At 65.1% G+C, this 26,141-nt stretch carries 23 protein-coding genes; 18 read left to right on the forward strand and 5 right to left on the reverse strand.

Annotated features, from left to right (window positions below; genetic code table 11):
- Positions 1 to 74 precede the first annotated feature (74 nt).
- The 3 genes from GQB03_RS00695 (at position 75) to GQB03_RS00705 (ending at position 4,149) form a co-directional block, all read left to right on the forward strand.
- Positions 75 to 1,301: a hypothetical protein gene (locus tag GQB03_RS00695; protein ID WP_159682806.1), complete on the forward strand. Its 1,227-nt coding sequence runs from the start codon at positions 75 to 77 to the stop codon at positions 1,299 to 1,301.
- Positions 1,302 to 1,454: 153 nt separating this feature from the next.
- Entirely contained in the window at positions 1,455 to 3,206 is a 1,752-nt protein-coding gene (locus tag GQB03_RS00700) for a diguanylate cyclase domain-containing protein (RefSeq protein WP_159682809.1), read from the forward strand.
- An 85-nt stretch (positions 3,207 to 3,291) separates the two neighbouring features.
- Positions 3,292 to 4,149 (forward strand): HDOD domain-containing protein, encoded by an 858-nt coding sequence (locus GQB03_RS00705; RefSeq protein WP_159682812.1) that lies wholly within the window; start codon positions 3,292 to 3,294, stop codon positions 4,147 to 4,149.
- Between the two features lie 34 nt (positions 4,150 to 4,183).
- Here the strand turns inward: GQB03_RS00705 and GQB03_RS00710 are convergent, their stop codons facing one another.
- Together GQB03_RS00710 and infA are read right to left on the reverse strand one after the other, a co-directional pair.
- Positions 4,184 to 4,465, reverse strand: a complete 282-nt coding sequence (locus GQB03_RS00710) for a YkvA family protein (protein ID WP_159682814.1) — start codon at positions 4,463 to 4,465, stop codon at positions 4,184 to 4,186.
- Positions 4,466 to 4,646: 181 nt separating this feature from the next.
- Positions 4,647 to 4,904 (reverse strand): translation initiation factor IF-1, encoded by a 258-nt coding sequence (gene infA / locus GQB03_RS00715; RefSeq protein ID WP_159682817.1) that lies wholly within the window; start codon positions 4,902 to 4,904, stop codon positions 4,647 to 4,649.
- A gap of 508 nt (positions 4,905 to 5,412) precedes the next feature.
- On the opposite strand from infA, the gene GQB03_RS23105 reads away from it, so the two are divergent.
- From GQB03_RS23105 to GQB03_RS00750, 8 genes are read left to right on the forward strand one after another with little or no spacing between them, the layout of a single operon-like run.
- Positions 5,413 to 6,099, forward strand: a complete 687-nt coding sequence (locus GQB03_RS23105; protein WP_235026889.1) for a TVP38/TMEM64 family protein — start codon at positions 5,413 to 5,415, stop codon at positions 6,097 to 6,099.
- Positions 6,100 to 6,125: 26 nt separating this feature from the next.
- Positions 6,126 to 7,598, forward strand: a complete 1,473-nt coding sequence (locus GQB03_RS00720) for a dihydrolipoyl dehydrogenase family protein (RefSeq protein ID WP_235026890.1) — start codon at positions 6,126 to 6,128, stop codon at positions 7,596 to 7,598.
- A 3-nt stretch (positions 7,599 to 7,601) separates the two neighbouring features.
- Positions 7,602 to 8,420, forward strand: a complete 819-nt coding sequence (locus GQB03_RS00725; RefSeq protein WP_159682819.1) for a DUF547 domain-containing protein — start codon at positions 7,602 to 7,604, stop codon at positions 8,418 to 8,420.
- A gap of 4 nt (positions 8,421 to 8,424) precedes the next feature.
- Positions 8,425 to 9,171: a DUF1223 domain-containing protein gene (locus GQB03_RS00730; protein ID WP_159682822.1), complete on the forward strand. Its 747-nt coding sequence runs from the start codon at positions 8,425 to 8,427 to the stop codon at positions 9,169 to 9,171.
- Positions 9,168 to 9,872 (forward strand): TIGR04283 family arsenosugar biosynthesis glycosyltransferase, encoded by a 705-nt coding sequence (locus GQB03_RS00735; protein WP_159682824.1) that lies wholly within the window; start codon positions 9,168 to 9,170, stop codon positions 9,870 to 9,872. The genes GQB03_RS00730 and GQB03_RS00735 overlap by 4 nt, the downstream gene beginning before the upstream one ends.
- 3 nt (positions 9,873 to 9,875) lie before the next feature.
- Complete coding sequence (locus tag GQB03_RS00740; RefSeq protein WP_159682827.1) at positions 9,876 to 10,499, forward strand: TIGR04282 family arsenosugar biosynthesis glycosyltransferase; 624 nt, start codon at positions 9,876 to 9,878, stop codon at positions 10,497 to 10,499.
- A gap of 7 nt (positions 10,500 to 10,506) precedes the next feature.
- Positions 10,507 to 11,232, forward strand: coding sequence for a DUF3047 domain-containing protein (locus GQB03_RS00745; protein ID WP_200832057.1), 726 nt, complete (start codon positions 10,507 to 10,509; stop codon positions 11,230 to 11,232).
- The gene (locus GQB03_RS00750; protein WP_159682833.1) at positions 11,229 to 12,341 is read left to right on the forward strand and encodes an FAD-dependent oxidoreductase; all 1,113 of its coding nucleotides are present in this window, start codon (positions 11,229 to 11,231) and stop codon (positions 12,339 to 12,341) included. The genes GQB03_RS00745 and GQB03_RS00750 overlap by 4 nt, the downstream gene beginning before the upstream one ends.
- A 73-nt stretch (positions 12,342 to 12,414) precedes the next feature.
- Here GQB03_RS00750 and GQB03_RS00755 read toward each other — a convergent pair whose 3' ends face one another.
- Positions 12,415 to 14,508: a DEAD/DEAH box helicase gene (locus GQB03_RS00755; RefSeq protein ID WP_159682835.1), complete on the reverse strand. Its 2,094-nt coding sequence runs from the start codon at positions 14,506 to 14,508 to the stop codon at positions 12,415 to 12,417.
- Positions 14,509 to 14,711: 203 nt separating this feature from the next.
- Here GQB03_RS00755 and GQB03_RS00760 point away from each other — a divergent pair, with 203 nt between their 5' ends.
- The 6 genes from GQB03_RS00760 to GQB03_RS00785 all read left to right on the forward strand — a co-directional run bounded on the left by GQB03_RS00760 (position 14,712) and on the right by GQB03_RS00785 (position 22,013).
- Positions 14,712 to 15,872 carry a L,D-transpeptidase Cds6 family protein gene (locus GQB03_RS00760; RefSeq protein ID WP_159682838.1) on the forward strand — a complete coding sequence of 387 codons (1,161 nt, stop codon included), beginning with the start codon at positions 14,712 to 14,714 and terminating at the stop codon, positions 15,870 to 15,872.
- 81 nt (positions 15,873 to 15,953) lie between these two features.
- The gene (locus GQB03_RS00765; RefSeq protein WP_159682841.1) at positions 15,954 to 17,105 is read left to right on the forward strand and encodes an efflux RND transporter periplasmic adaptor subunit; all 1,152 of its coding nucleotides are present in this window, start codon (positions 15,954 to 15,956) and stop codon (positions 17,103 to 17,105) included.
- Between the two features lie 6 nt (positions 17,106 to 17,111).
- Positions 17,112 to 17,810, forward strand: coding sequence for an ABC transporter ATP-binding protein (locus GQB03_RS00770; RefSeq protein WP_159682844.1), 699 nt, complete (start codon positions 17,112 to 17,114; stop codon positions 17,808 to 17,810).
- Entirely contained in the window at positions 17,807 to 19,015 is a 1,209-nt protein-coding gene (locus tag GQB03_RS00775; RefSeq protein WP_159682847.1) for an ABC transporter permease, read from the forward strand. The genes GQB03_RS00770 and GQB03_RS00775 overlap by 4 nt, the downstream gene beginning before the upstream one ends.
- 6 nt (positions 19,016 to 19,021) lie before the next feature.
- Entirely contained in the window at positions 19,022 to 20,221 is a 1,200-nt protein-coding gene (locus GQB03_RS00780) for an ABC transporter permease (RefSeq protein ID WP_159682850.1), read from the forward strand.
- 127 nt (positions 20,222 to 20,348) lie between these two features.
- Positions 20,349 to 22,013 carry a PAS domain-containing sensor histidine kinase gene (locus tag GQB03_RS00785; protein WP_159682853.1) on the forward strand — a complete coding sequence of 555 codons (1,665 nt, stop codon included), beginning with the start codon at positions 20,349 to 20,351 and terminating at the stop codon, positions 22,011 to 22,013.
- Here GQB03_RS00785 and GQB03_RS23110 read toward each other — a convergent pair.
- Positions 21,997 to 23,448 carry a carbonic anhydrase gene (locus GQB03_RS23110; RefSeq protein WP_159682856.1) on the reverse strand — a complete coding sequence of 484 codons (1,452 nt, stop codon included), beginning with the start codon at positions 23,446 to 23,448 and terminating at the stop codon, positions 21,997 to 21,999. The two genes, GQB03_RS00785 and GQB03_RS23110, sit on opposite strands and share 17 nt — an antisense overlap.
- Before the next feature lie 185 nt (positions 23,449 to 23,633).
- Between GQB03_RS23110 and thiD the strand changes: the two genes are divergently transcribed.
- Positions 23,634 to 24,473 (forward strand): bifunctional hydroxymethylpyrimidine kinase/phosphomethylpyrimidine kinase, encoded by an 840-nt coding sequence (gene thiD / locus GQB03_RS00795; RefSeq protein WP_159682859.1) that lies wholly within the window; start codon positions 23,634 to 23,636, stop codon positions 24,471 to 24,473.
- Here thiD and gtfA read toward each other — a convergent pair whose 3' ends face one another.
- The gene (gene gtfA / locus GQB03_RS00800; RefSeq protein ID WP_200832058.1) at positions 24,474 to 25,898 is read right to left on the reverse strand and encodes a sucrose phosphorylase; all 1,425 of its coding nucleotides are present in this window, start codon (positions 25,896 to 25,898) and stop codon (positions 24,474 to 24,476) included.
- Positions 25,899 to 26,141: the final 243 nt, after the last annotated feature.

A 26,141-nucleotide genomic window follows, 5' to 3' on the forward strand; every position in this document is an offset into this window, starting at 1 on the left:
CGGCAGCCCGGACGGATCACCAGGGGCGCCGACCACGGCGCCTCGCTGAAGGGGATAAGAAGCGAGGATCAACCATGCAACCTCGCCCCAGTGTGAAGGCATTGTTCATCCTTTTTCATACCCGTCTGTCGGCCCTGGCACTGACCCTTGCACTCTGCGCGCTCGCTGCATCCGGCGCACATGGCGCCCAGCCCGGAGCGATCGATGTGCACAGCGCGCCACGCTGGCTTGTCGACGACGGCCGCTCGGTGTCCGCCTTGCTTGCGGATGGTCGCATCGTGAGCCTGCGCGGGGGGGCACCGGCTACACGGGCCACGCAATTCTCACCCGAGGCGCCATTGCATGCCTGTTTCGACGCGCTCGTCGGCATCGGAAAGGACGGTGCGCTGATCACTATCGATGCACTCGATCAGGTGAGCCCTTCAGCTCCGGGCCTGCTCTCGCTGCAGGGAGGCATCGCCTGCGGCCAGGCGGCAATCTGGGGAATCTCGGCCGACGGTGATGTCCTGCGCTTCGAACACCGGGCGCGGCGCTGGGTGGAGGTCAAGCGCGTTTCAGCGCAAGCGCTGCCCGACGCACGCATCGTGCGCTTCGATCTCGCTGGCAACGGCGACGCGAAGCTGTTCGTGCTTGCCGAAGGCAGCAGCACCCGATACCGCCATGGCGTTCTCGGCGACGCCATCGAACCGACCGCGCTGCTGATGATCGACCCACACAGCCTTGCGGTCGAGGCTCGACTGTCGCTTCCCGCCCCGATGGTGTTCGAAGATCTTCTGCCTCGCCCGCTCAGCCTTGCCGCCCGTCCCGGCCTGGCGCTGGTCAGTGCAAGTCCGCAAGGCGGGGCCGCCCTTGCACTGGTGGGGATCGAACAGGGGAGACTCGAAATCGTCGCCTCCGGCCCCGATTTCGGCGAACCGTCGCGCTGGCTCAATCCGCTTGTCGGTCCGACCAGCCTTTACGCAGTGCTGACGCCACACATCGGCGGGATGCTCTATGGTTACACGCGCCACGGCCGCGAGTTGTCACCGATGCCGCTTGCTACCGGCGTATCGACCCACCGCATCGGCAGCCGCCAGCTCGACGGCGCAGCGGTCGTGACAAGACCAGGCGGGCGGGCGCTGTTGTTGCTGCCTTCCCAATCGCAGTCGCAGCTTGTCGCCCTGGACTGCAATGGCCGCTGCCGGACGCTGGCAAGCTACCCGCTGAGCGGGAAGACCAGCAGCAATCTGATCGTGCGCGACGGATCCGCCTGGATTGGCGACGATGCAGGCTTTCTCAATCGCATCACGTTGCCACGCTAGCGAGCGATATCCGGTAAGCGACGTTTGATGAGGTAATGCACATTCGCTATTTGTACAAATTCACTATTTCATTCTGGCGAGCGTGCGACAATTCTCGGCCCGAACGTGGCTACGAAAGCACGGTGCCCTTATTGCCGGGTGGATAATGAAAATATGACGGTACGCTCCAGCCGCTCCTATCTCTCGCTACGGCAAGTACTCACCGTACCCTACGTTGCCCTGGTGCTCACGCTTGCGCTTACCATCGGCACGCTCTCCTATGTCGCGGGCAGTCGCGCGGTAGAAACCGTATCCGAACATCATCTGCAGGAAATCGTCGCGCGCATCGGCCAGGCGGTGGATCGTCATATCGTCGGCTCGGGTGCGGTTCTGGAAGCCGCTTTTCCGAACGGCATGCCTGCCCCGACGTCGATCGCGGACGATCTGGCCAATCTCCGCACCCGTTTCTGGATTGCCACCTCTCTGCACCACGATCCCAACAACTACGTCTATTACGGCAACCGCCTGGGACAGGCGATCGGCCTGTATCGCCCGTCGATGCAGGAAGGCGAGCTGCGCATCAAGCTCGACGCGCAGGAGCACCGCACGCTCTACCGCTTCCTTGGAATCAACGGCGCGCTCACGTTTGCCTCTCGCGAAGAGAAGCTTTTCGATCCACGCGAGCGCCCCTGGTACAAGGCCGGCGAATCATCTAAACAGCATACCTGGACCTCGGTCTACATCGACTTCCGTACCGCCGAGCTGGTGGCAACGCGGGCCAGGCGGGTTGCGTCGGCGACAGGTGAACTCGAGGGTGTCGTCGCAACGGACGTATCGCTTCAGCGGCTCAACGATTTCGTGGGCCGGCTGAACATCTCCGAGAACGGTCTGGCTTTCATCATCGAACCCGATGGCAAACTCATCGCTTCGTCCGCCAGTCCGAACGTGCACAAGCTCCCCGACGGCACCAACGTCCGCCTGAGTGCGGCCGAGAGCGGCAACCCGCTGCTCGAACGCACCTATGCGGAGGTCCGCGACCTTCTGCCTCAGCAGGACCGCGGCAAGGATGATCCCGCGCTCACCCGCGTATTCAACGGTCCGGACAATGAACCGGTCTACGCTGCATTCGATCGGATCAAGGATGATGCGGGACTCGAGTGGATTACCGTCGTTGCCGTGCCGCGCAAGGACTTCATGCATGGCGTCACCGAGAACGTCATGCGCACTGCGCTGGCGGCACTGATTGCCGCAATCCTCGCAACCCTGATCGGAATAAGGATCCTGAACTGGGTCGTGGCCGACCTCAAGCGCCTGACCGATGCAGCCCGCAGCGTTGGCGAAGGCGACCTGGAGACACCGGTCGGGGTGGTGCGGCGCGACGAGATCGGCGAGCTGGCGCGTAGTTTCGAGTCGATGCAGTACCGCCTGCGCACCGACCGGCTCACCGGCCTGGCCAACCGGGAAGCAATCACCCGCGCCCTCGGCAAACGGATCGCGGATTACCATACCCGTGCCAATACCAAACCGTTCGCCTTGCTTTTCATCGATCTGGACCGCTTCAAGCAGGTGAATGACGCGCTCGGACATCACGCAGGCGATCTGGTGTTGGTCGAGATCGCTGAACGACTCCACGGAGCGCTGCGGACCGCCGACACGGTTGCGCGCTACGCCGGCGATGAATTCGTGATCCTGCTGAATGACGTGGATAACAGCACGGCGGCTGAAAATGTTCGCCACAAGATCGAATCGCTGTTACGTGAGCCACTCACGTCGGTCGACTCGGAATCGATTGCCGCCGTGCGCTTCGGTGGCGCCGTAGGTCTGGCAATGTTTCCGCGGGACGGCAACGATACCGACGAGTTGCTCAAACACGCAGATCGCGAGATGTACAGACGCAAATTCGCCAGTCGGGGCGAGACTCCGTAGCGCGATTCCGCCCACCGCATCGGGTGGCGGACACCCGCGGCCAGCTGGGCTACACTGGCTTTCCCTTGTTTGCATCCGATCGAACATGACTCAGCTTGAAGAGCAACTTGCCTGCCTGGCTGCAGATATCGAGCACGAACTCTCGCATGGGGAGATCGCCTTTCCGACCGTCTTCGAGATTTCAATGAAGATCAAGGAGCTGGCCGATGACCCGGACAGCTCCCTGGCGGACGTGGCGCACCTCGTCCAGACCGAGCCGGTGCTGTCCGCACGGATACTGAAAATGGCGAATTCCGCACTGCTCAATCCTTCAGGCCAGCCGATCACCGCGGTCCCGCCAGCCGTCATGCGCATCGGCCTCTTGCCCGTGCGGACGCTGGCCTTCGTGGTGGCCTCGCGTCAGCTGTCGGACGATCTGCGCTCCGAGCCGCTGCAGATCATCGCCTCCGCACTGTGGATGCACTCGATCGACGTTGCGGCACGCGCGTGGGCTCTGGCCCGCAAGTGCAAGGTTTGCTCACCGGACACCGCGCTGATCGCCGGAATGCTGCGAAACATCGGCGACTTCTATCTCCTTGCCCGGATTGCCGAATACCCGGATCTCTCGGCCGACACCAGCCAGCTTGCCGAATTCATCTCGACCTGGCGCGGTGCGGTAAGTGCCCTGCTGCTGGAGGCCATGGATCTGCCGGGCGAACTCAGTGAAGGTATCGACGACACCGCACTTTATGGCGGCATCTGGCCCCCAGCGAACCTCACCGATCTGCTGATGATCGCCTCCCTTTCCGTGATCAGCCCGAATCCGTTCGATAACGACAGCGAGGAGGATCGCGCCCGATTGCTTGACGCCGCGGTACCCATCGACGAACGAGCGGATCTCGATCGACTGCTATCCGAAGCCGAAGACGAACGACGCGAAATGCTCACCGCGATCTGCGGGTAACCGTCGGCCGCCCAAGGAGGCGGGCATGACCGGCTCAGGCACGCGCCCGCTCCTCGCTCGTCCCGGCGGTCCGGCGAATCTCGGGCGGCAGATGGCGGACGATCCACGACACCACAAGCGGTACGAGCACCAGGTCATCGACGAGCCCGATCGGGAGAAAATCGGGGAGCAGATCGAGTGGCGACAGCACGTAGATCAGGACGGCCATCAGTGCAGGAATCAACCAGACTGGCCGCGCCGGATGGCTCACCGCCAGACGGAGCGTCCTGATGTCATTGCGGATCAGGGCGTAAAGTGCAGCGAGCTTCCTGAACATTCGGTCCATCCTCCAGTTCAATCCAGGTCGGTATCCGGCCACAGAGTCTGGGACCGCAGCGCCCCGCGATCGTGCCCGTCGGATTGTCAAAATCGGACACATGGCGCCGACACCTGCCGGACAGGCCCAAAAGCAAAAGACCCGGCATCAGCCGGGTCTTCGAAATCAAGACTGCTCGATTTCAAGTACGTGCAAAGCTCCCTGCGCGCGGCGCGCGCTCGTCCTTGTGGCGGAAGCAGATACGCGCCTTGGACAAATCGTAGGGCGACATCTCGAGCGTCACCCGGTCGCCCGCGAGGATACGAATGCGGAACTTGCGCATCTTGCCCGAAGCATAGGCGGCCACATCCATTCCATTTTCAAGCTTCACCATGAAGCGCGCATCCCGCAGCACTTCCTGAACAACACCTTCGAACTGAACCAGGTCTTCCTTGGCCATATGAATCTCCTATCCGTCGCGTATACGGGAGGTTGCCAATTCCTGTCGATTGTCTGCCACTGACGTGTATGGCAGAGCGAACCCCGATGCCTGTCCGTCCGGGACGGCAAGACACGGGAAGGATCCACAACCTTGCAAAAAACAGTGCGGTCTGCGATTGAAGACAGACCCATCATTGCGGCCCGGAGCATGGCCGGAGCCGACAGTTGCAGGCATTAGCACCTGCCGTTCGATTCGCCGGCACCGTGAGGGTGATGGCAGCATGTCCGGCGCACCATGCACTCGGACATTCAACCCAGGCGCAAGAAGTTTGCCGGGCAGATGAAATAGGCTTCGGATTTTACAGGGTTTTTGTGCGCAGCACAACGCCGCCGCCCACCGATCCCGACAACCACACACCCCGCGGAAAAATCTTTCACCTGCGGATGTCAGGATTTCGGCCGAGGCGCTGTCTAGTCAACCAACACGACAATGCGGCCTGTGCCGCCCCGGATCGGGACCAAATCGAATGAAAAATGGGAAACTGGTCATTGCCTTGGCGATGGCGGTACTGATCGCAGCCTACTTTGCCTTCGATGCAGGGCGCTTTGCCAATCTTGACTACCTCAAGAGCCAGCAGGCGGCGATCGAAGCCTATCGCACAAACCAACCACTCTTGCTGGCGGGACTGTTCTTTCTCATCTACGTCGCGGTCACCGCCCTGTCCCTGCCCGGCGCAGCCATCATGACCCTCGCGGTGGGGGCCGTATTCGGGCTTTGGTGGGGAACGCTGCTCGTCTCATTTGCGTCCAGCATCGGCGCAACCCTCGCGTTCCTGGTCTCCCGCTATCTGCTGCGCGACTGGGTACAGGGCCGATTTGGCGACAAGCTCAAGGCAATCAACCAGGGGATCGAACGCGAAGGGGGGTTCTACCTCTTCAGCCTTCGCCTCGTTCCCGCATTCCCCTTCTTCGTGATCAACCTCGTCATGGGTCTCACGCCTCTGCGCACGCCCACCTTCTATTGGGTAAGCCAGCTCGGCATGCTTGCCGGTACCGTGGTTTACGTTAATGCCGGCACCCAGCTCGCAAATATCGAATCGCTGTCGGGAATCCTCTCCCCGGGGCTGATCGGCTCCTTCGTGTTGCTTGGCATCTTCCCGCTGGCCGCGAAAAAAACCCTCGGCCACCTGCGCGCCCGTCGCGCACACGGCTAAGACCGATATCGACAAGAGTCCGACACATGAACAACGACACCCCTTGGAAGAAGCCCGCGCGTTTCGACCGTAACCTGGTCGTGATCGGCGCCGGGAGTGCCGGCCTGGTCAGTGCATACATTGCTACGGCCGTGAAGGCGAAGGTGACGCTCATCGAGCGCCATCGCATGGGCGGAGACTGTCTCAATACCGGTTGCGTGCCCTCCAAGGCCTTGATCCGTTCGGCCAGACTGCTTTCCCACATGCGCCGCTCGCGGGAGTTCGGCATTCGTTCGGCCAGCGCCGAATTCGACTTCGCCGAGGTCATGGAGCGTGTCCGCCAGGTTATCCGCGAGATCGAACCGCACGACTCCATCGAGCGATACACCGGCCTCGGCGTAGAGGTCGTCCAGGGGAGCGCCCGGATCACCTCGCCTTGGAGCGTCGACATCGAGACGCCCGACGGCAAGCACACGCTCACCACGCGAAGCATCATCATCGCGACAGGTGCGAGACCCTTCGTGCCGCCGATCCCCGGGATCGACGCGATCGACTATCTCACCTCCGACAATGTCTGGGATTTGCGCGAAATGCCGCGCCGCCTGGTGGTACTGGGCGGCGGGCCGATCGGCTGCGAGTTGACCCAGACCTTTGCCCGTCTCGGCGCCAACGTCACCCAGGTCGAAATGATGCCCAGGCTGATGCTGCGTGAAGACCCTGAAGTTTCGCGACTCGTCGCACAACGCTTCCAGGCAGAGGGGGTAACCGTGCTGACGGATCACACGGCAAAGCAGTTCGTGGTCGAGAACGGCGAAAAGATATTGATCGCCGAACACCAGGGCAAGGATGTACGCGTTCCATTCGACGCGGTCCTGATCGCGGTCGGTCGCGCGGCAAACCTCAAGGGCTTCGGTCTTGACGAGATGGGCATCCCGACCGGAAAGGTCGTCGAGACCAACGCGTTCCTGCAGACCCTGCATCCCAACATCTACGCAGCCGGCGATGTCGCCGGCCCTTACCAGTTCACCCACACCGCCGCCCATCAGGCCTGGTATGCGGCAGTCAACGCGCTATTCGCCCCGTTCAAGAAGTTCCGTGCCGACTATTCGGTGATCCCCTGGGCGACCTTTACCGAACCGGAAATCGCGCGCGTCGGCCTGAACGAGCTGGAGGCAAAGGAAAAAGGCATTGCCTGCGAGGTCACGACATACGGTATCGACGACCTCGACCGTGCCATCGCGGACGGTGAAGCGCATGGTTTCGTCAAGGTGCTGACGGTTCCCGGCAAGGATCGCATTCTCGGTGTCACCATCGTCGGCGAGCATGCCGGCGACCTGATCGCAGAATACGTGCTGGCGATGAAGCACGGCATCGGGCTCAACAAGATACTCGGCACCATCCACATCTATCCGACGATGGCGGAAGCCAACAAGTACGTTGCGGGAAACTGGAAGCGGGCCCACGCGCCGCAGCGCCTGCTCCGATGGGTCGAACGCTTCCATGCCTGGCGCAGGGGCTGAACCATGCAACGGCGCACGCTGATCAAGCTCGGTCTCGCCCTGCCGCTCCTTGCCGTGTTGCCCGCGCGGGCGGCGTTCGATCACGGCCATGGAGCCTGGAACGCTTTGCTGCAAAAGCACGTAAAGCTGATCTCGGGCGGCAATGCATCGCGGCTCAACTACCCCGGCGTTGCCGCACAGCGCCCCGCGCTGGATGCCTACCTGGCCAGCCTGTCCGCGGTACCGGCCGCCGAATACCGCGGCTGGCAACGCGACGAGAAGTTGGCCTTCCTGATCAATGCGTACAACGCCTTCACCGTGGCGCTCATTCTCAGCAAGTATCCCGCACTGAAATCGATCCGCGACCTGGGCAGCTTCCTGCAATCACCGTGGAAGAAGAAATTCGTCAGGCTGCTCGGCGAGGTGCGCAGTCTCGACGACATCGAGCACGGCATGATCCGCGCGCCGGGTGTGTTCGACGATCCGCGCATCCACTTCGCGGTGGTGTGCGCCTCGATCGGCTGCCCGATGCTGCGCAACGAGGCCTTCGTGGCCACGCGTCTCGATGCGCAACTCGAGGACGGCATGCGCCGCTTCCTGTCCGATCGCAGCCGCAACCGCTTCGACGGCGCCAGCGGCACGCTCGGGGTCTCGAAGATCTTCGACTGGTATCGCGAAGATTTCGAGCAAGGCCGGCGAGGCTTCGACTCGCTGCAAGCCACTTTCGCGCGCCATGCCCCGCAGCTCGCCGACCCGGCCGGCGATCAGGCACGCATCCGCAAGGGAGACTACACCCTGGAATTCCTCGACTACGACTGGCGTCTCAACGACGCGGGAGGCTGATCCGATGAACATCCGCACAGCCCTGGCGCTTGGCGCCAGCCTTGCTGCCATGACCTCGACCGCGCTCGCGGCGGGTCAATGCCGGGCCGAATCGGCCGCCGCGCTCACGCCACTGATCGAGCTCTACACCTCGGAAGGCTGCAACTCCTGCCCGCCGGCGGACCGATGGCTGCAAGGCCTGAGGGCCGATGGCATCGCACCGCAAAAGGTGAGCGCGCTCGCGTTTCACGTCGATTACTGGGACTACATCGGCTGGAAGGATCGCTTCGCCTCGCCGGCCTACGGCGTGCGCCAGCAGGCTGCGGTGCGTCGCGCTGGCGGACGCACCGTCTACACACCGCAGGTCATGCTCGACGGCGCGGACTTGCGCAACTGGCGCTCGGCAGCGTTACCACCACCGTCGCAACCGGCCCAGGCACGGCTGACCCTGACAGGTAGTCCGGCCGCCGACGGCGGCTGGGACGTCGTTCTCGAAGGTCGCAGCGAAGTCGCGACGCGACTCACCCTGCTACTGACCCAGAACGGCCTTTCTTCCAGCGTCGCCGCCGGCGAGAACCGCGGCGTTCGGCTCGAGCACGACTTTGTCGTGCGGAGCATGGCCGAACAGGCGGCGGGCGACCTGCAGTTCACCATGCGTCACCATTTCGCTCCCGCCAACGAGTTGCGGCTCACCGACAGCGCCGTGGTGGCACTGGCCCATGATGCCGATGGTAAGCTGCTGCAGAGCCTCACCCTGCCCTGGTGTCCATGAACACGCGCCACCCACGCCTTTCGATCGTGATACCGGTCCTCGATGAGGCGCCGCGTATTCGCGACTGCCTCGAGGCTCTCGTGCCGCTGCGCCGGCGAGCTGTCGAGGTGGTCGTCGCCGACGGCGGCAGCCGCGACGACACAGTGTCGCTGGCCCGCCCGCTGGCGGACCAGGTCATCATTGCGCCGCGCGGCCGCGGGGCGCAGTCGCACGCGGGTGCGCAAACGGCGCGCGGCGAAAATCTCATGTTCCTGCACGCCGACACACGGCTGCCGGACAACGCCGACCGTCGGGTTCTCGGCGCCTTGAGCGCACACCCATGGGGCCGTTTCGATGTAGACATCGAAGGCTCGCACCGGATGCTCGGCGTGATCGCTGCGATGATGAATCTGCGCTCCCGCCTGAGCGGCATCGCCACCGGCGATCAGGCCATGTTCGTGCGGCGCTCGGCCTATGAAGCCGCGGGCGGCTTCCCGGACATCGCCCTGATGGAAGATCTCGCGCTGTCGAAGGCGCTGCGCAGGCTTGGCCGGCCCGCCTGCCTCCACGAGCGGGTGACTACGTCCGGCCGACGTTGGGAGAAGCACGGCGTGGCGCGCACGATTCTGCTGATGTGGCGGCTGCGCGCGGCCTATTGCCTGGGGGCAGATCCGGAGCGGCTGGCGCGGCGCTACGGCTATCGCCCGCGCGGGGAACATTGAAGCATGCAGATCGCGATCTTCGCCCGCGCACCGGTCCCGGGCGCCGCCAAGACCCGCCTGATACCCCGGCTCGGCGCGGCCGGCGCCGCACGGGCACATCGCCGCATGGTGCTGGCCACGCTCGACAATGCCCATCGTGCGGCGCTCGGTCCGATGTCCCTGTGGGCCGCCGGCGATATCGATCACCGTTTCTTCCGTGCCCTGTGTCGTGGCGGACGGATCACGGACCTGCGCATCCAGCAAGGCGATGACCTTGGCGCACGCATGGCGCATTGCCTCGACAGCCTCCTGCCCCACGGGCCGGTATTGCTGACGGGCAGCGACTGCCCGGCCCTCGGCGCGGACGAACTGCGTGCATGTGCCGCTGCACTCAACGGCGGCGACGATGCCGTGTTCCTGCCCGCCGAGGACGGCGGCTACGTGCTCGTCGGCGCACGCCGGCCCCTGCCGGAGGGCTTTTTCGACGGTATTGCATGGGGCAGGGAAACCGTGATGCAGGTCACCCGGCAGCGCCTTGCCGCGCATCGGCTGCGCTGGTCCGAACCGGCCGTGCTCTGGGATGTCGATCACCCGTCAGACCTCGACCGGGCAGCCGCATTGCTCAGCCCGGCGCGTTCCCGGATCTGACCGCCCGATGCATCGAATCCTCGCCGTGCTTGCCCTCTCTGCATTGGCCTTCATGGCGACACGCGCAATTGCGGCCCCCGGGCCCGGAGATTTTTCCGCTTCCCCGCCCGGTGCGCCACCCAGCGGCTGGGTGCATACCACCCTGCCCAAGGTCACCAGGGCCTCGCAGTTCGATCTGGTGGACGACAGCGGCACCACCGTACTGCGCGTCCGCTCCGACGCAGCCGCCTCCAGCCTCACCCGCGCGGTGTCGATCGACACCGCCGCAACGCCGGTACTGCAGTGGCGCTGGGAGGTCTCTGGCGCGGTGAAGGGATCCGACCTGCGCCACAAACACGGCGACGATTACGCTGCGCGGCTATACGTGTTTTTCGATTACCCCGCCGACCGGCTGTCGATGTCCGAACGCATGGCGATTGCCACCGCGCGTCTGCTGCACGGCGCACAGATCCCCACCGCGGCCCTGTGCTACGTATGGGGGACCGCACAGTCCGTCGGCACCATTGCACCCAATCCCTACACGGACCGCGTGCGCATGATCGTGCTGCAAAGCGGCAATGCAGAAGCCGGCCGCTGGAAGGACGAATCACGCGACTTGCGGGCGGATTTCCAGACGGCATTCGGCGAAGCCGCACCGAACATTACCGGCATTGCCGTAAGCGCGGACACCGACAACACCGGCGAGCGGGTCGAAGCCCGCTTTGGTGACATTCGGTTCGAGGCCGCGAGATGAAGCGCCTGCTCCTGCTCGGCGGCGGGCACGCCCATGTGTACGTGCTCGATGCCCTGCGCAAGGCTCACCCGACCGATGTCGACATCACGCTGGTGTCTCCCCATGTCCGGCAGGTGTATTCGGGCATGCTGCCCGGCTGGATCGCCGGCCACTATCCGCTCGAGGCCTGCGTGCTGCCACTGGACCGCCTGGCGGCACGTGCGGGCGTGCGATTCATCCAGCAGGCTGCGCACCACATCGACCTCGACGCAAAACGAGTTGAGTGCTGCAACGGGGAGAAGATCGATTTCGACATTCTGTCGATCGATACCGGCCCGGTCACCGACGGCAGGATCATTCCAGGCGCGGCGGAGCATGCCCTGCCGATCAGGCCGATCGAGCGCTTCATCCGCGGCTGGGAAACGTGGCTGGCCGACCTGAGCGACGGCAACGGAGGATCGATCGCCATCGTCGGCGGCGGCGCGGCTGGTGTTGAGCTGGCGTTCGCGATGCGCCATCGGCTCGAACGCGACGCCCCCACTCGCAACATCGAGATCCACCTGGTGTCCTCGCGAGAGGAGCCGCTGGCAGGCATGCCGCTGATCCTGCGCAAACGCGCGATGCGCCTGCTTGCCGAGCGTGGCGTCGGCTTTCACGGCGGCCGTCGTGCAATACATTACGACGGCCACACGCTGTGCCTTACCGGCGGAACCCGGCTCCCTGCCAGGCAGTGCCTGCTAGTGCCCGGCGCCGCCGCACCAGTGTGGCCGAAGGCTTCGGGACTCGACACCGACACGTCGGGCTTCATCCGCGTCGGCCCGACGCTGCAATCGACCAGCCACCCGTTCGTGTTTGCCGCCGGCGACATCGCCGCGCATGCCCATCCGCGGCCAAAGTCGGGCGTGTTCGCGGTGCGTGCAGGCCCGCCCCTCGCCGAAAATCTGCTGCGGGCCTTGTCCGGCGAGCCACTGCAGCCATGGAAGGCGCAGCGACGCGCGCTCTATCTTGTCAGTACCGGCGAGCGACACGCCCTCGCGGCGTGGGGACCGCTCGCCTGGTGGGGCGACTGGGTCTGGCGCTGGAAGGATCGCATCGACCGGCAGTTCATTGCCCGATTCACACCGCGCTGAATAAGCCCGGTGGCGTGGACGACAAAGGGGAGGCGATCAGCCTCCCCCGTTTAAACCCACAACCCGGCAAAGATCAGTCCTTGCGGAACTTCTTGCCCTTGAACGGCGCACTGCCGTCATTGCGCGGCCCCGGCGCCGGGCTCCAGCCGCCTTCGCTGCGGCGCTGGGGGCGGTCGGATGACGGACCCTCGCGTCGCGCCGGGCGGCTGTCACCGCCACCGGCCGGTTTACGATCGGACCAGCTGTTGCCGGCCGGCTTGCGGTCGCTCCACGAGGACGGGCGCGGCCCGCGCGGCGCATCGCTACCCGCACCTTCACGGCGTGGCTTGAAATCGCCTTCGCGCCTGAAGCCGCCTTCCTTGCGGAAGCCGCCACCCTCGCGACGCGGTCCGCCGAACTTGTTGCCGCCCTCGCGGAACACCGGCTTGTCGCGGGTCGGCAGCGTACCGTCGTCGGGACTCAGGCCGAGCGGGATCTGGCGAACCCGCACACGGCGCAGCGCGTCGAGCTTGTCGGCGGAGAGGTCCGCCGGCAGCTCGACCGTACTGAAATCGTCGAACAGATCGATGCGGCCGATAAAGCGGCTCTCGATATTGCCTTCGTTGGCGATCGCGCCGACGAGGTCACGCGGCGTGATGCCCTGCTCGCGGCCGACGTTAACCTTGTAGCGGACGAGGCCGGCACTGCTGCCGGGCCGCGGCGCCGGCGCGCGCGGGGCGCTCTCGAAATCACCGCGCGGCCGGGCTTCGAAGCCAGCACGCGGCGGGGCGCTGAACTCGCGATCGATCCGCGCCTCGCGTGCAGGGCGGGCGGACTCCTCGCTGTCCGAGCCTTCGACCCTCAGGGGACGTTCCTTTGTCGCCATCCACGCCAGCGCTGCGGCAATACGCCCTGCATCGAGCTCGAGCTCGGATTCCATCTGGCCGATCAGCGACTCGAAGAAGCCCAGCTCCTCGGCCTCGACCACATCCAGCACCTGCTGCTTGAAGCGGGCAACCCGACGGTTGGCCAGATCGGCCTTGGTGGGCAAGGCCATCGGCGCGATCGGCTGGCGCGTAGCGCGCTCGATGAGCTTGAGCATGCGGCGCTCGCGCGGCGCGACGAAGAGGATCGCGCAGCCCTTGCGGCCGGCCCGGCCGGTGCGGCCGATGCGATGAACATAGGCCTCGGTGTCGTAGGGAATGTCGTAGTTGATGACGTGGCTGACACGTGCCACGTCGATGCCCCGGGCGGCGACGTCGGTCGCGATGATGAGATCGATGTTGCCAGCGCGCAGTTGTTCGACGGTGCGCTCGCGCAGCGACTGCTGCAGGTCGCCGTTCAGTGCGGCGGCCGAATAACCGCGCGCAGCCAGCTTGTCGGCCAGCTCGACGGTGGACGTCTTGGTGCGAACGAAGATGATCGCCGCGTCGAGATCCTCCTCGGCCTCGAGGATGCGCGTCAGCGCGTCGAGCTTGTGAGTGCCGCTCACCTGCCAGTAGCGCTGTGAGATCTGCGGCACGGTCGCGGTGGACGAGGCGATTTTCACTTCCTGCGGATCACGCAGATGGCGATGCGCAACGCGACGGATCGGCTCGGGCATGGTGGCCGAGAACAACGCCACCTGGCGCTCTCGCGGCAGCGCCTCGAGAATCTGGTCGACCGCGTCGATGAAGCCCATGCGCAGCATCTCGTCGGCTTCGTCGAGCACCACCATCGACAGCGCATCGGTATTGAGGCTCTCGCGCTCGAGGTGATCGATCACCCGGCCCGGCGTACCGACAATCACCTGCGGCCCGCGTGACAGCTGCTTGAGCTGCATGCCGAGACTCTGACCGCCGTAGATCGGCAGGATCTGGAAGCCCGGCATGTGGTGCGCGTACTTCTGGAAGGCCTCGGCGACCTGGATTGCGAGTTCGCGTGTCGGGGTGAGAACCAGAACCTGTGGCTTGTTGAGCCGGGGATCGATCCTGGCAAGCAGCGGAAGGGCAAAGGCGGCTGTCTTGCCGGTTCCGGTCTGGGCCTGGCCGAGCATGTCCTTGCCCTCGAGGAGCAACGGAATGCACGCCGCCTGAATGGGTGAAGGATTCTCGTAGCCAATCGCCCCGAGGGCGCGCAGCAGGGGTTCGGGCAGGCCGAGGTCACTGAAGGTGATCGGCGTTTCGGTATCGGGGCTTGGGTTTTCCATGAGCGGATTTCCAGGGTGGCGCTTCAAGCCAGCGTACAGCGGAAATCGCACACACGAGCCGGCGAAGGCGAAAAACAGCCGGTTATTGTCTCAGATTTCAACGACTTGTGTAGTTTATTTTGCACTGCCGCATTTTCTCTTGTGGACGCGTGACGCCAGCCTGACTCAAAATTGCACAAGGATTGCGAATCGACTGGAAAGCCGTGGCTGAAGCCAAAATCGACGATGGTGCCAACAGGCCGAAAAGCCGCAAGAGGCGCCGACACCACAGCCACGGCCGGCGCACTCGCACGCCCATCGGCCGCGCGGACCGCAAGTGGTTGTGGTTCGGTGCAGCAATCCCTGTTATCGCCGTCACCATTGGCGTCGGGCTTGCCGAACTCAATCGCGCCCCGCCGGCCCCGATCATCGACACCCGCCCTCCCGCAGTCAGCACACCGATGGTGAGTTGCCCCGGGCCTCAGGAAAACGTTCCACCGCTTGTCCGTGCCGCAGCATGTGGCGACCAGAATGACGTCCAGGCCGCCCTCGACGCCGGCGCCTCGCCGGGCGAAACAGATTCACGATTGCGTTTCGCCGGACGGACGGCCCTGCACCACGCGGTCCAGCGCAGAATTCCCGGCATGGTCGAAAAGCTGCTCGCCGCCGGTGCAGCCACCAATGCCGCCGACGCAGCCGGAAACACGCCATTGCATCTGATCGTGCTGGCCCGCCATCACCGCAACGACGACGCCATCGCCCGCCAGCTCCTCCGGGCCGGAGCTGACGTCCAGCAGCGCAACGACCGTCACCTGACGCCACTCGAGGAACTCGAACTGGACCACAGCCAGCTCGTATATCGGCAGGGGTTTGCCCACGTCCTGATCGGACGGATCCGCGACCAGTCCCCATCCGGCTACCCGCCGGTGGACGACGACAGCGCTCCCGAGAGTTTCGCCACTGCCGCCAGTGCCTATGGCGATGCAACGACCGGCGAGCGCACGCCCGGACCGGGCCAGGAATCCTCGACCGAGAGCATCGAGACCACGCGCACCGCGCTGCGACTGGCACTGGCCGGATGGGCCGAAGCCTGGAGCAAGCGCGACACGGCCGCCTATCTCGCACATTACGCGGAGGATTTCGCGCCACCCGATGGAATCAGTCCCGATCAATGGCGTGAAACCCGCCGTGACGAACTGCGGCAATCGGAACCTGTCGTGCTGCGGCTATCGAAGATGGAGATCAACATCGACGGAGCCCGGGCACGGGTGGGCTTTACCCAGGACCTCGAACGTGCCGGCGAGCACAAGATCCAGCGTCGCAGTCTCGTGTTCGACAAACGGGACGGCGAATGGCTGATCGTCTCGGAACAGGCCGGGCCCTGAGCCGATGACCGCCGGGCCGACCTTGCGACCGGCGCGCGTTCGGTCGATGATTGATCCATAACGATCAAATCCGAGTCGGAGATGTCTCCAATCCTGCGCCGTGGCCTGGCAGTGGTGGTCGTCGTGGCCTGTGGAGCGGCAATCTGGTGGTACACGCGACCTTCACCGGTCGCAGTCGACGTGTCCCGCGTGGCCCGGGGCATCGTCGAGGCAACGGTTGCGAACACGCGCGCCGGCGAGATCGAATCCTGCCGACGCGCCCGCCTCGCCCCGCTGCAGGGCGGACGCATCGATTCCATTGCGATCGAGGAAGGCGCCCATGTGCGTCAGGGTCAGGTCCTGATGAGGCTCTGGAACGACGACCAACAGGCACAGGAGGCGATCTCCGAGGCCCAGTTCGGGAGCGCCCGCAAGCGGGTGGCGGAGATCTGTACGCTGGCCGCCAATGCGGCGCGCGAGGCAGACCGTCAGCAGGACCTGCAGGCACGCGGTTTTGTCTCCGACTCGGCCGCCGAGCGCGCGCGCGCCGACGCCGTATCGCGCAAGGCCGCCTGCGAAACGGCGCGCGCCGACGTAACCGCCGCCAGCGCACGGGTCGCGGCAAGCCGTACCGAACAACGTCGCACGGTACTTGTGGCCCCCTTCGATGGCACGGTCGCGAAGATCACCGGAAAGCTCGGCGAATACGCCACGCCGTCGCCACCGGGTGTCGCCACACCGCCCGCGATCGATCTCATCGATGAATCCTGCCTCTACGTAAAGGCGCCGATGGACGAAGTGGATGCACCAAAGATCCAGCCCGGCCAGAGCGTGCGGGTCACCATCGACGCGCTGCCCGACAGGGTCTTCGCGGCCCGCGTGAAGCGCGTTGCGCCTTATGTGGCGGCAGTCGAGAAGCAGGCCCGTACCGTCGATGTCGACATCGACTTCGAGCCTCAGGATGCAGCCAGGGGCCTGCTGGTCGGATACAGCGCCGATGCGGAGATCATCCTCAAGGTACATACCGATGTACTGAGAATACCGACCGCCGCGCTGCGTGCGGGCAATACCGTGCTGCGCTTCGGCAACAAGGGCGTCCTGGAGGAACGCAAGGTCGACACCGGGCTCGCCAACTGGGAATTCACTGAGATCACCGGCGGACTCGAAGAAGGAGACCGGATCGTTACCTCGCTCGAGCGCGAAGGCGTCTTGCCGGGCGCCAGGGCGCGAGCCGACGAAGCCGACGGGCACTGAGTCGATATGGCGCAGATCGAGCTAGAGGGCATCGAACGCGTCTTCCATCTCGGTGACACCGACGTCCATGCGCTGAGCCACGTAAGCCTTGGCATAGAAGCGGGCGAATACGTCGCCGTCATGGGCCCGTCCGGGTCGGGGAAGTCGACCCTCCTCAATCTGCTGGGCCTGCTGGATCGACCCGACTCGGGGCACTACCGCCTGGAAGGTCGCGACGTCACCACACTTTCCCCCGACGAACAGGCGCAGATCCGCCGCGAGCGGATCGGCTTCGTGTTCCAGAGCTTTCATCTGGTTCCGCGGCTGAGCGCCGCCGAAAACATCGCCCTGCCCTTGCTGCTGGCCGGCGTGCCGCCCCGCGAACGCGATGACAAGGTCAGGCGTGCACTCAGCGATTTCGGCCTCGACAGCCGCGCTGACCACCGCCCCGATCAGCTCTCCGGCGGCCAGCGCCAGCGCGTCGCGATTGCACGGGCCACGATCATGGCGCCGGCGCTGCTGCTCGCCGACGAACCCACCGGCAACCTCGACCGGGCTACCGGACGGGATGTCACCCGCCTGCTCGAGGCACTCAACGCCGGCGGCGTAACGCTCATCGTGGTCACGCACGACCCCGTCATGGGCGCGCGGGCAAGGCGCCGGCTACTGATGGCCGACGGCGCGATCGAGCGGGATGTCGTCGGTAGCGGAGGAGCCCCCGGATGACATCCTCGGACACGCTACGCTTCGCCTGGCGGGCGGCAACCGCCTATCGCCTGCGCACCGGGTTGATGGTGCTGGCAATGGCCATCGGGGTAGCGGCGGTGGTCGTACTTACCGCGCTTGGCGACGGCGCTCGCCGCTACGTGGTCGGCGAGTTCTCGGCGCTCGGCAGCAATCTCGTGATCGTGCTGCCCGGCCGCACCCAGACGGGCGGCGTCAACGCCGGCAGCTTCATCACCTCGACCCCGCGCGACCTCACCCTTGAAGATGCAGCCGCCTTGCTGCGCGCGCCCCAGATCTCGCTGATCGCGCCACTGGCCGTGGGTAATTCCGAAATTGCGCACGGCGGTCGGCTGCGCGAGGCGATGGTGGTCGGTACCACTGCTGACTTCATCGCGGTGCGCAAGATGGGCATGGCACAGGGCCGCTTCCTGCCGGCCGAGGATCTGCGCCGTGCCTCGTCGGTGGCCGTCATCGGCGCCACGCTGCGCGCGGAACTGTTCGGCGCCGATTCACCGGTGGGTCGCATGGTGAGGATTGGCGACCGACGATTCAGGGTCATCGGCGTACTCGCGCCAGCGGGCCAAGGTCTGGGCATGAACTCGGACGAGCAGGTATTCGTGCCGGTCGCAGCGGCACAGGCCATGTTCAATAGCAACACCCTGTTCCGCATCCTCGCCGAAGCACGCAGCCGCGATCGCATTCCGGCCGCCAAGACGCAGATCCTGGAGATTCTCAAGACCCGTCACGACGGCGAGGAAGACGTCACGCTGATCACCCAGGACGCGGTTCTCGGCACCTTCGACCGGATTCTCGGCGCGCTGACCCTGAGTGTGGCGGGCATCGCCGCGATCAGTCTGTGCGTGGCCGGCATCCTGGTAATGAACGTGATGCTGGTAGCCATCACCCAGCGCACCGCGGAGATCGGCCTGCTCAAGGCGCTCGGCGCCACCGACCACGACATCCGCATGAGCTTTCTTGCCGAGGCGGCGCTGCTCTCGCTGGGTGGCGCGGCGGCGGGCATCGCGCTCGGTCATGCCGGCGCCTGGGGGCTGCGGCTACTCTACCCGGTACTTCCGGCCTGGCCACCGGACTGGGCGGTCGCGGCCGGTATCGGCACCGCGCTCGCCACCGGATTGCTCTTCGGCGTTCTGCCGGCGCGCCGAGCGGCCTCGCTCGATCCGGTACAGGCGCTGACTCGGCGCTGAGCAACGATGATTACCCGTGACATCCTCGGACTCTCGCTCGGCTCCATCACCGCGCACCGCCTGCGCAGCTTTCTCACCCTGCTCGGCATTTCGATCGGCATCGCCGCCATCGTTCTGCTGACCTCGATCGGCGAAGGCATTCACCGTTTCGTGCTCGCCGAATTCAGCCAGTTCGGCACCAACGTGATTGGCATCACTGCCGGCCGTCAGGGTGCACGCGGTGGTCCGCCTGGCTTGCCCAGCACCAGTCGGGAACTCATCCTCGAGGACGCTGCATCGCTGGTGCACCTTCCCGGCGTGACCGCGGTCACGCCGGTGGTGTGGGGCAACTCCGAAGTCGAGGCTCAGGGCCGTGTTCGCCGGACCACCATCTACGGCGTCGGCAGCGCGATGCAGCAGGTGTTCGCGATGCAGGTCAGGAGCGGGCGCTTCCTCCCGCCCGACGATCCAGCAAACGCGCGCGCCTTCGCGGTGCTCGGCGCAAAGCTCAAGCGCGAACTGTTCGGTGCCGCCAACCCGCTCGGCCAGCGCATCCGCATCGGCGGAGAGCGTTACCGCGTGATTGGCGTAATGGAACAGAAGGGCCAGTTCCTCGGCACCGACCTCGATGACACCGCCTACATTCCCACTGGTCGAGCGATGGCGCTCTACAACCGCAGCGGCCTGCTCGAGATCGATGTTTCCTATCGCGAGGGACTGACCGCCAGCCAGGTCGCGGCGAGCATCAAGGCGCGTCTGAGCGCTCGCCACGGTCGTGAGGACTTCACCCTCACGACCCAGGAAGACATGCTGCGTACGCTGTCGAAGATTCTCGACATCCTCACTGCCGCGGTCGGCGCGCTGGGCGGCATCTCGCTGCTCGTCGGCGGTGTCGGCATCGTCACCATCATGACCATCGCGGTCTCCGAACGCACGGCCGAGATCGGCCTGCTCGTGGCGCTCGGCGCCCCGCGCCGCAACATCCTGCTGCTGTTTCTGACCGAAGCGATCGTTCTCGCCGCGATCGGGGGCATTGTCGGGCTGTTGCTTGGTGGCACGCTGGCCGGGCTCATCGGCCTCGCAGTGCCGGCCCTGCCGGTGCAGACGCCCTGGCGCTTCGTCCTGACCGCCGAAGCGTGTGCGGTGCTGATCGGCCTCGCCGCCGGCGTTCTGCCGGCACGGCGCGCGGCGCGGCTTGATCCGGTCGAAGCCTTGCGAACGGAATAGGCACACGAACACACCGGCATCGTTACGGATGCAAAATTGTTCCTTCGCAAATCGCGACGCAGAATGTTAAAGAGGGTTTCCAATGCCCTGTTCAAACTCCCGTGACAGACCACGTGCGCCGATGGCGATGAATCCGACCGAACCCGAAATTCTCCAGCAGCCCTCTTTCGAAGCGCTCGACACGCTCCTCGATGTTTCGCCCGGGGCAATCCTGATCGTGCTCGACGGCTTCATCGTACGCGCCAATGCACACGCCCTCGAACTGCTCGGCTTCGACGATCCCGCGCAACTCATCGGCCTTCCGGCCGTGTCGTTTCTCGACCCGTTCGAGGCGCAACGAATGTGCGAGTTGGTCGACCGGTTGCCCCAGAACGAACGACTGCTGCGGCGCTGTCGCGTCAATTGCGCCTGCGGCCCACTCGAACTCGAGATTGCCTGCGGCAGGCTGCTCTTTCTCGGCAAGCCCGCGCTCATCGTCGCGGCACACGACCTCACCGAACAGGTCAGGGACGCTCGCAGGCTGGCCGCGCTCGCCCAACTCACCTCGGCGGTCTCGCACGCCAGCGCGCCCGACGAGGTCTTCCACAGCGCGCTGCAGGCGCTACGCGTCGGCGCCGACTGCGACCGCAGCGCGATCCTGCTGAAGGACGCGCAGGGAGAAATGCAGTTCGTGGCATGGGACGATCTTTCCGACGCCTACCGGCAGCGGGTTCACGCTCATTCTCCATGGCTGGTCGACGAAGACGCCCGGCCGTTGCTGGTTTCCGACGCTGCCGACGATGCCGATCTCGCCCCCTTCCGGGCGCTGTTCGAACAGGAAGGTATCGCCGCGCTCGGCTTCATTCCGATAAAGCATCGGGGCAAACTGATTGGCAAGTTTGCGATGTACTACCGGCGCAAGCACAGCTTTGGCGACGAAGAAGTACAACTCGCAATGACCGTCGCCGGCCACGTCGCGCTCGCCATCGAGCGGCAGCGTGCCGAACGGGAGCTCAAGCAGCTCAACAATGAACTCGAATCGCGTGTGCGCGCGCGGACCAGCGAGCTCGAGCAAGCCAACCGCGAACTCGCATCCTTTTCCTATTCCGTGTCGCACGACCTGCGCGCGCCGCTGCGCTCACTGAACGGATTCGCCCACGTGTTGATCGAGGATTATGCCGACAAGCTGGACGCCACAGGGCGCCAGCACCTCGACCGCATCCTGTCCGCCACGGTGCGCATCGATCAGCTCACGGTGGACCTGCTGCGCCTGGCCGACATCAACCGTTCGATCGCACATAACGAGGACGTCGATCTCAGCGCCCTGTGCGAGAGCATTCTCGCCCGCTACGCCGAATCCGAACCGGACCGGATGCTGCACGGGCTGATCCAACCGCGACTGCACGTCGTCGGCGACCGGGGTCTGCTGACGGTGATGATGGAGAACCTGCTGGGCAACGCCTGGAAATACAGTGCCGGCAAGCCGGTCACCGAGATCCGCCTGTCTCGTACCATTCACGAGAAGGTCTCGATTTACTGCGTTTCCGACAACGGCGCGGGGTTCGACATGCGCTACGCCGGCAAGCTGTTCAAGCCCTTCGAGCGGCTGCACGGTGCGGACTACCAGGGCAGCGGCATCGGGCTGGCGATCGTCGAGCGCATCGTGCATCGTTTCAAGGGCCGCATCTGGGCCGACTCGAAACCGAACGAAGGCGCCCGCTTCTACTTCACGCTCTGGGAGGAAGGCGACGCGGTGTCCGCGCCCCGGCAATGGCGAGATTCTCCTCCCGGGCCATTCAGCGCGACTCCTTGATCAGGCGGTCGCCCGCAGGCTGTACCGGGCGGGCATTCATCGGATAAAGCCGCGAAAAGATGCCGATCTGCTCCGCCGACAGCGAAACCGGCTGCTTCATCACCATCCACAACACCCCTTCCGTGCAGGGTGGGGTCGTCAGTGAGCCCATGTAGGTGTAGTAACGCCGATCTTCCGGCAACAACTGGTTGAGATCGATTGACACGTCAGGCGCATAGCCGACGTTCTTTTCGAGCGGCAGATTGTTCCACAGCGTCTGCACCAGCGGATGATCCGAACCGCGCTGCAGCAGCACTGCAACAACCGCGAGGCGACCGTCGAGATCCTTGTGCACCAGGTGAGCAACCATGTCGAACCCCCTGCCGTTGATGCGCTCTTCGGACGGGCGGTGGAAATGGAACTGGACCAGATCGTACTGGCGACCCATGACGCGGATGGTACTGCCCTCGCCGACATTCACCTGGACGGTGTGACCGTTGTCGATGATCCTGAAATACGTGGGTTTGTAGTCGAATTCGATCGGCTGCAGATCGACCCGGATGCCGTCGCGCACGTCGATCGGGGACTGCCGGCCGCCTTTCGCGCACTGTGCGTATTCCGGCCTCAGCGTACCCCAGCTCTCCGGGCCGCCTGGGCCGGAGTAGTCCCAGTGGATCTCGTGGTGTTCTACCACCGGTGGCATGTCGACCTTCGGCGCGGCATGCGCGACCAACACCTTGCGAGCCGGTCGTGACGGTACTCGCCGGGGCGCCCGGTGCTCGACCGGAGGCGGTGCGGCATGCACTGTCTCGTGCGCCACGGCGGGTGCCGGTTCCGGAGCGGGTGGAGGCGGAAGCTTGATCAGCGGTGCTCTCGGCGCAGCTGCTTCGGCAGGTGCCTCGGCACCGTGGGCCTCGGCGGGCGCAGCATGGCCGTCGGCCACGGTGCGCTTTTCGGGCGGCGTATCTGTCTCGGCCGGACGGTAGTCGGCATGGCGGGCCGAGCCGGTCTCCTTTTCCGCGCTCGCGGCACGACCCGCCTCGACCGCGACTTTCTGCAGATCATCGACCGAAGGCGGCTTGCATACTTCGTACCACAGGCGCTCGTCTACGCTGCGCGGAGCGGCATTCATGACCTTGGGCTCGGCGACGCGCTCCTCGCGAATCAGGTGCGCGTCCCTGTCGAGATAGGCCCGCTTGATCGTGGTGAAGGTGCCAGTACGGCAGTCATAACGGTTGAGCGCCTTGATCACCTTGTAGCCTGCCTTGTCCGCTTCCTCGTCGGGCAACACGATGCGTCCCCAGGCGACCTTCGTTCCTGGGTCCGATTGCAGGATGCTGGCACGGTCGATCTCGGCCTTTCGCGCCTGCGAGCCGGACACGGAAACCCAATCGGCAGCCTGCAACGAGCCACCGGACGCAATCGCCAAAATGAACAACACGGGACGCAAACGCATGATCCGGCTCCACAAGGTTCGGGCGGCGCGACTGCCGCATTCACCCTAGGTATTCGGCCAGACCGGGGCAGACTTGAGCCTCGCGGGTCGCCCGTGCATGGGTCCCGCCTCCCGGCTTGCAGGCTGCGCCGCCGCACAGTAAGTTGCGTCCTCTGTCACGCACCACCGGTTTCAACGGAGTTCTCATGTCTGCAAGCGCCATTCCCAACGTCCTCACCATCGCCGGAACCGACCCCTCCGGCGGTGCCGGGGTCCTCGCCGACCTCAAGGCCTTCTCGGCGCTCGGCGCGTTCGGCTGCGCGGTGATCGCCGCGCTGACGGCCCAGAACACCCGTGCGGTGACCGGGGTGCATACCCCACCGGTGGAATTTCTCAAGCTGCAGATCGACACGCTCTTCGAGGATGTGCGCATCGATGCGGTCAAGCTCGGCATGCTCGGCACCGCCGACATCGTCCGCACGGTGGCCGACCGGCTGGCCCATTTCAAGCCGGCCCATGTCGTGCTCGATCCGGTGATGGTCGCGAAGAGCGGCGATCACCTGCTCGCGAAGAGCGCCGTGGCGATGCTCAAGGAAGCGCTCATGCCGCAGGCCGGCATGATCACCCCAAACCTGCCCGAAGCCGGTGTGCTACTCGAGCAGCGCCCCCCGGAATCGGTCAAGGAGATGTACCGGGCCGCCGAGCGCCTGCGCGAGATGCTGCCGATCTCGAGCGAGCGCTGGGTCCTTCTAAAGGGCGGCCACCTGCCGGGCAACGAACTGGTCGACCTGCTTTTCGACGGCGACCGCATGATCGAGATGCGCGCCATGCGCATCGACACCCCGAACACCCACGGCACCGGCTGCACGCTGTCGTCCGCCATCGCCGCGCTGTTGCCCCAGCGCACCCGCGAGTTCCAACCGGTCGCCGCCGCCGTGCGCGATGCCCAGAACTACCTGCAGGGCGCGATCGCCGCCGCAGGCGCGCTCAAGGTCGGCGAGGGGCACGGGCCGGTGCATCACTTCTACCGCCTGTGGCGCGGCTGATCACAAGCGGAAGACCTGCTCCTCGCCCCCGTCGACATCGCTGCAGCTCACGGTGGATGTCTTGAAGCGCAGATCGATCAGCACCAGGCAGTAGTGCTCGCTGCAGCGCCAGCCCATCGAGACGCTGCTGTCGTTGGAGTAATGGAGTTCGAAATCGCCGTCGAAGGCCGGGTGGTGACTGCGCAGTCTCATCAAGCGCAGGAGCCGCTGCACTACCGGGAGCCGCGTTGCGGCGGCCGCTTCTTCAAGGCTGTAGTAGTGACGATTGATGTCGCGCGACTCGCCGCTGCGCGCCATCAGCTCGGCGTCGTTGGTGCCAGCCAGCAGGCCCACGTAGTAGACCTGCGGAACGCCCGGGGCGAACAGCTGTATCGCCCGGGCGGCAATGTAGGCATCGTCGTTGCGCATCAACGCATCGTAGAAGGTGCAGGTCAGCTGGTAGATGGCACCGACGCTGTGCACATTGGCTGCCGAGCCGCGCAGGATGGGGTCGGCGCTGCGCTCGGAAACGTTCTGGATCAGGACCTCGATACGCTCCTTCGGCAGGATGTCCTCGACGTCGGGGATGCAGATCCCGTCGTGGGTATCGAGCACCGTGATCTGCTGGTGCGGACACATCCGCAGCCACGCCTTGAGGTACTTGCTGTCCGCGTCGAGCAGCGAATACAGCACCAGCGGCGGCAATGCAAAGGCGTAGCACCACATCCTGCGGTCGGCGATCGCATGCTGCCAGCTCGGGTGGTCGTGCACCTCTGGCAGCACCTCGCTGCCGAACTCGGCCGCTTTGTCGCGAAACCATTCGAGGATCTTCCACACCTGCGGTTCGACCAGAAAGCAGCTGCTGCCGATTTCCTTGGTGGTGTAGCCGAAGGCGTCGAGCCGGAAGAGCTTGACCCCGCGCGCCGACATGAAACGCAGGTTGTCCGCCATTAGCGCGAAGGTTTCGGCCGAACGATAGTCGAGGTCGACCTGCTGCTCGGTGAAGGTGCACCACACCCTCCGCTGGCTGCCGTCGGCAAAGCGCACCAGCCGGAAAGGCTCCTTTTCCTTTCGGATGTGGATCTTGGCGAGGTCGTCGGACGAGATGTCGCCGAGCGCATCCACGTCGATGAAAAGCGGCGCGAAGGGAGAGGCCGCCCCCTGGCGCAGGTAATCCCGGAATTCGGGCGATTCGTCGGAGAGGTGATTGAGCACCAGATCAAGGCACAGGTCAAAGCGCCCGGCGAGTCGTTCGAGGTGCTCCCAGCCCCCGAATCGCGGATCGATCTCCTGATGGGTAAGCGGCGAAAATCCGCCATCGGCATTCGACGGAAACGGCGGCAGGAGATGAAGCCCGCCAATCGTCTCGCCGACCGGCCCGGACAGGAAGCGCTCCAGATCACCGAGATCGCGACCGATCCGGTCCGGGTACACAATCAATTGCACGGCATTTCTCAAACCCATTCCCACCTCGCCGAAATCGGCCGATCGCCAGCCTGTCAGCGAACAGTGTGCGGCAATGTGCGTCACGAAGCCACCCGCGGCCGCCCCCCGAGCGTGACGAAAACCGGGTTCGACGGCCGATCCGGCACACCGATCGATGCGCGTCCGCGTGGCTGGCGAAGCGTCTATTTACAGCCACCCGGCCAGAGCGTAAGGTTCGGCCTGCTAGGGGTGCTGAAAGATGGG

The organism is Cognatazoarcus halotolerans, assembly GCF_009800965.1.
Taxonomy (GTDB): Bacteria; Pseudomonadota; Gammaproteobacteria; order Burkholderiales; family Rhodocyclaceae; genus Cognatazoarcus; species Cognatazoarcus halotolerans.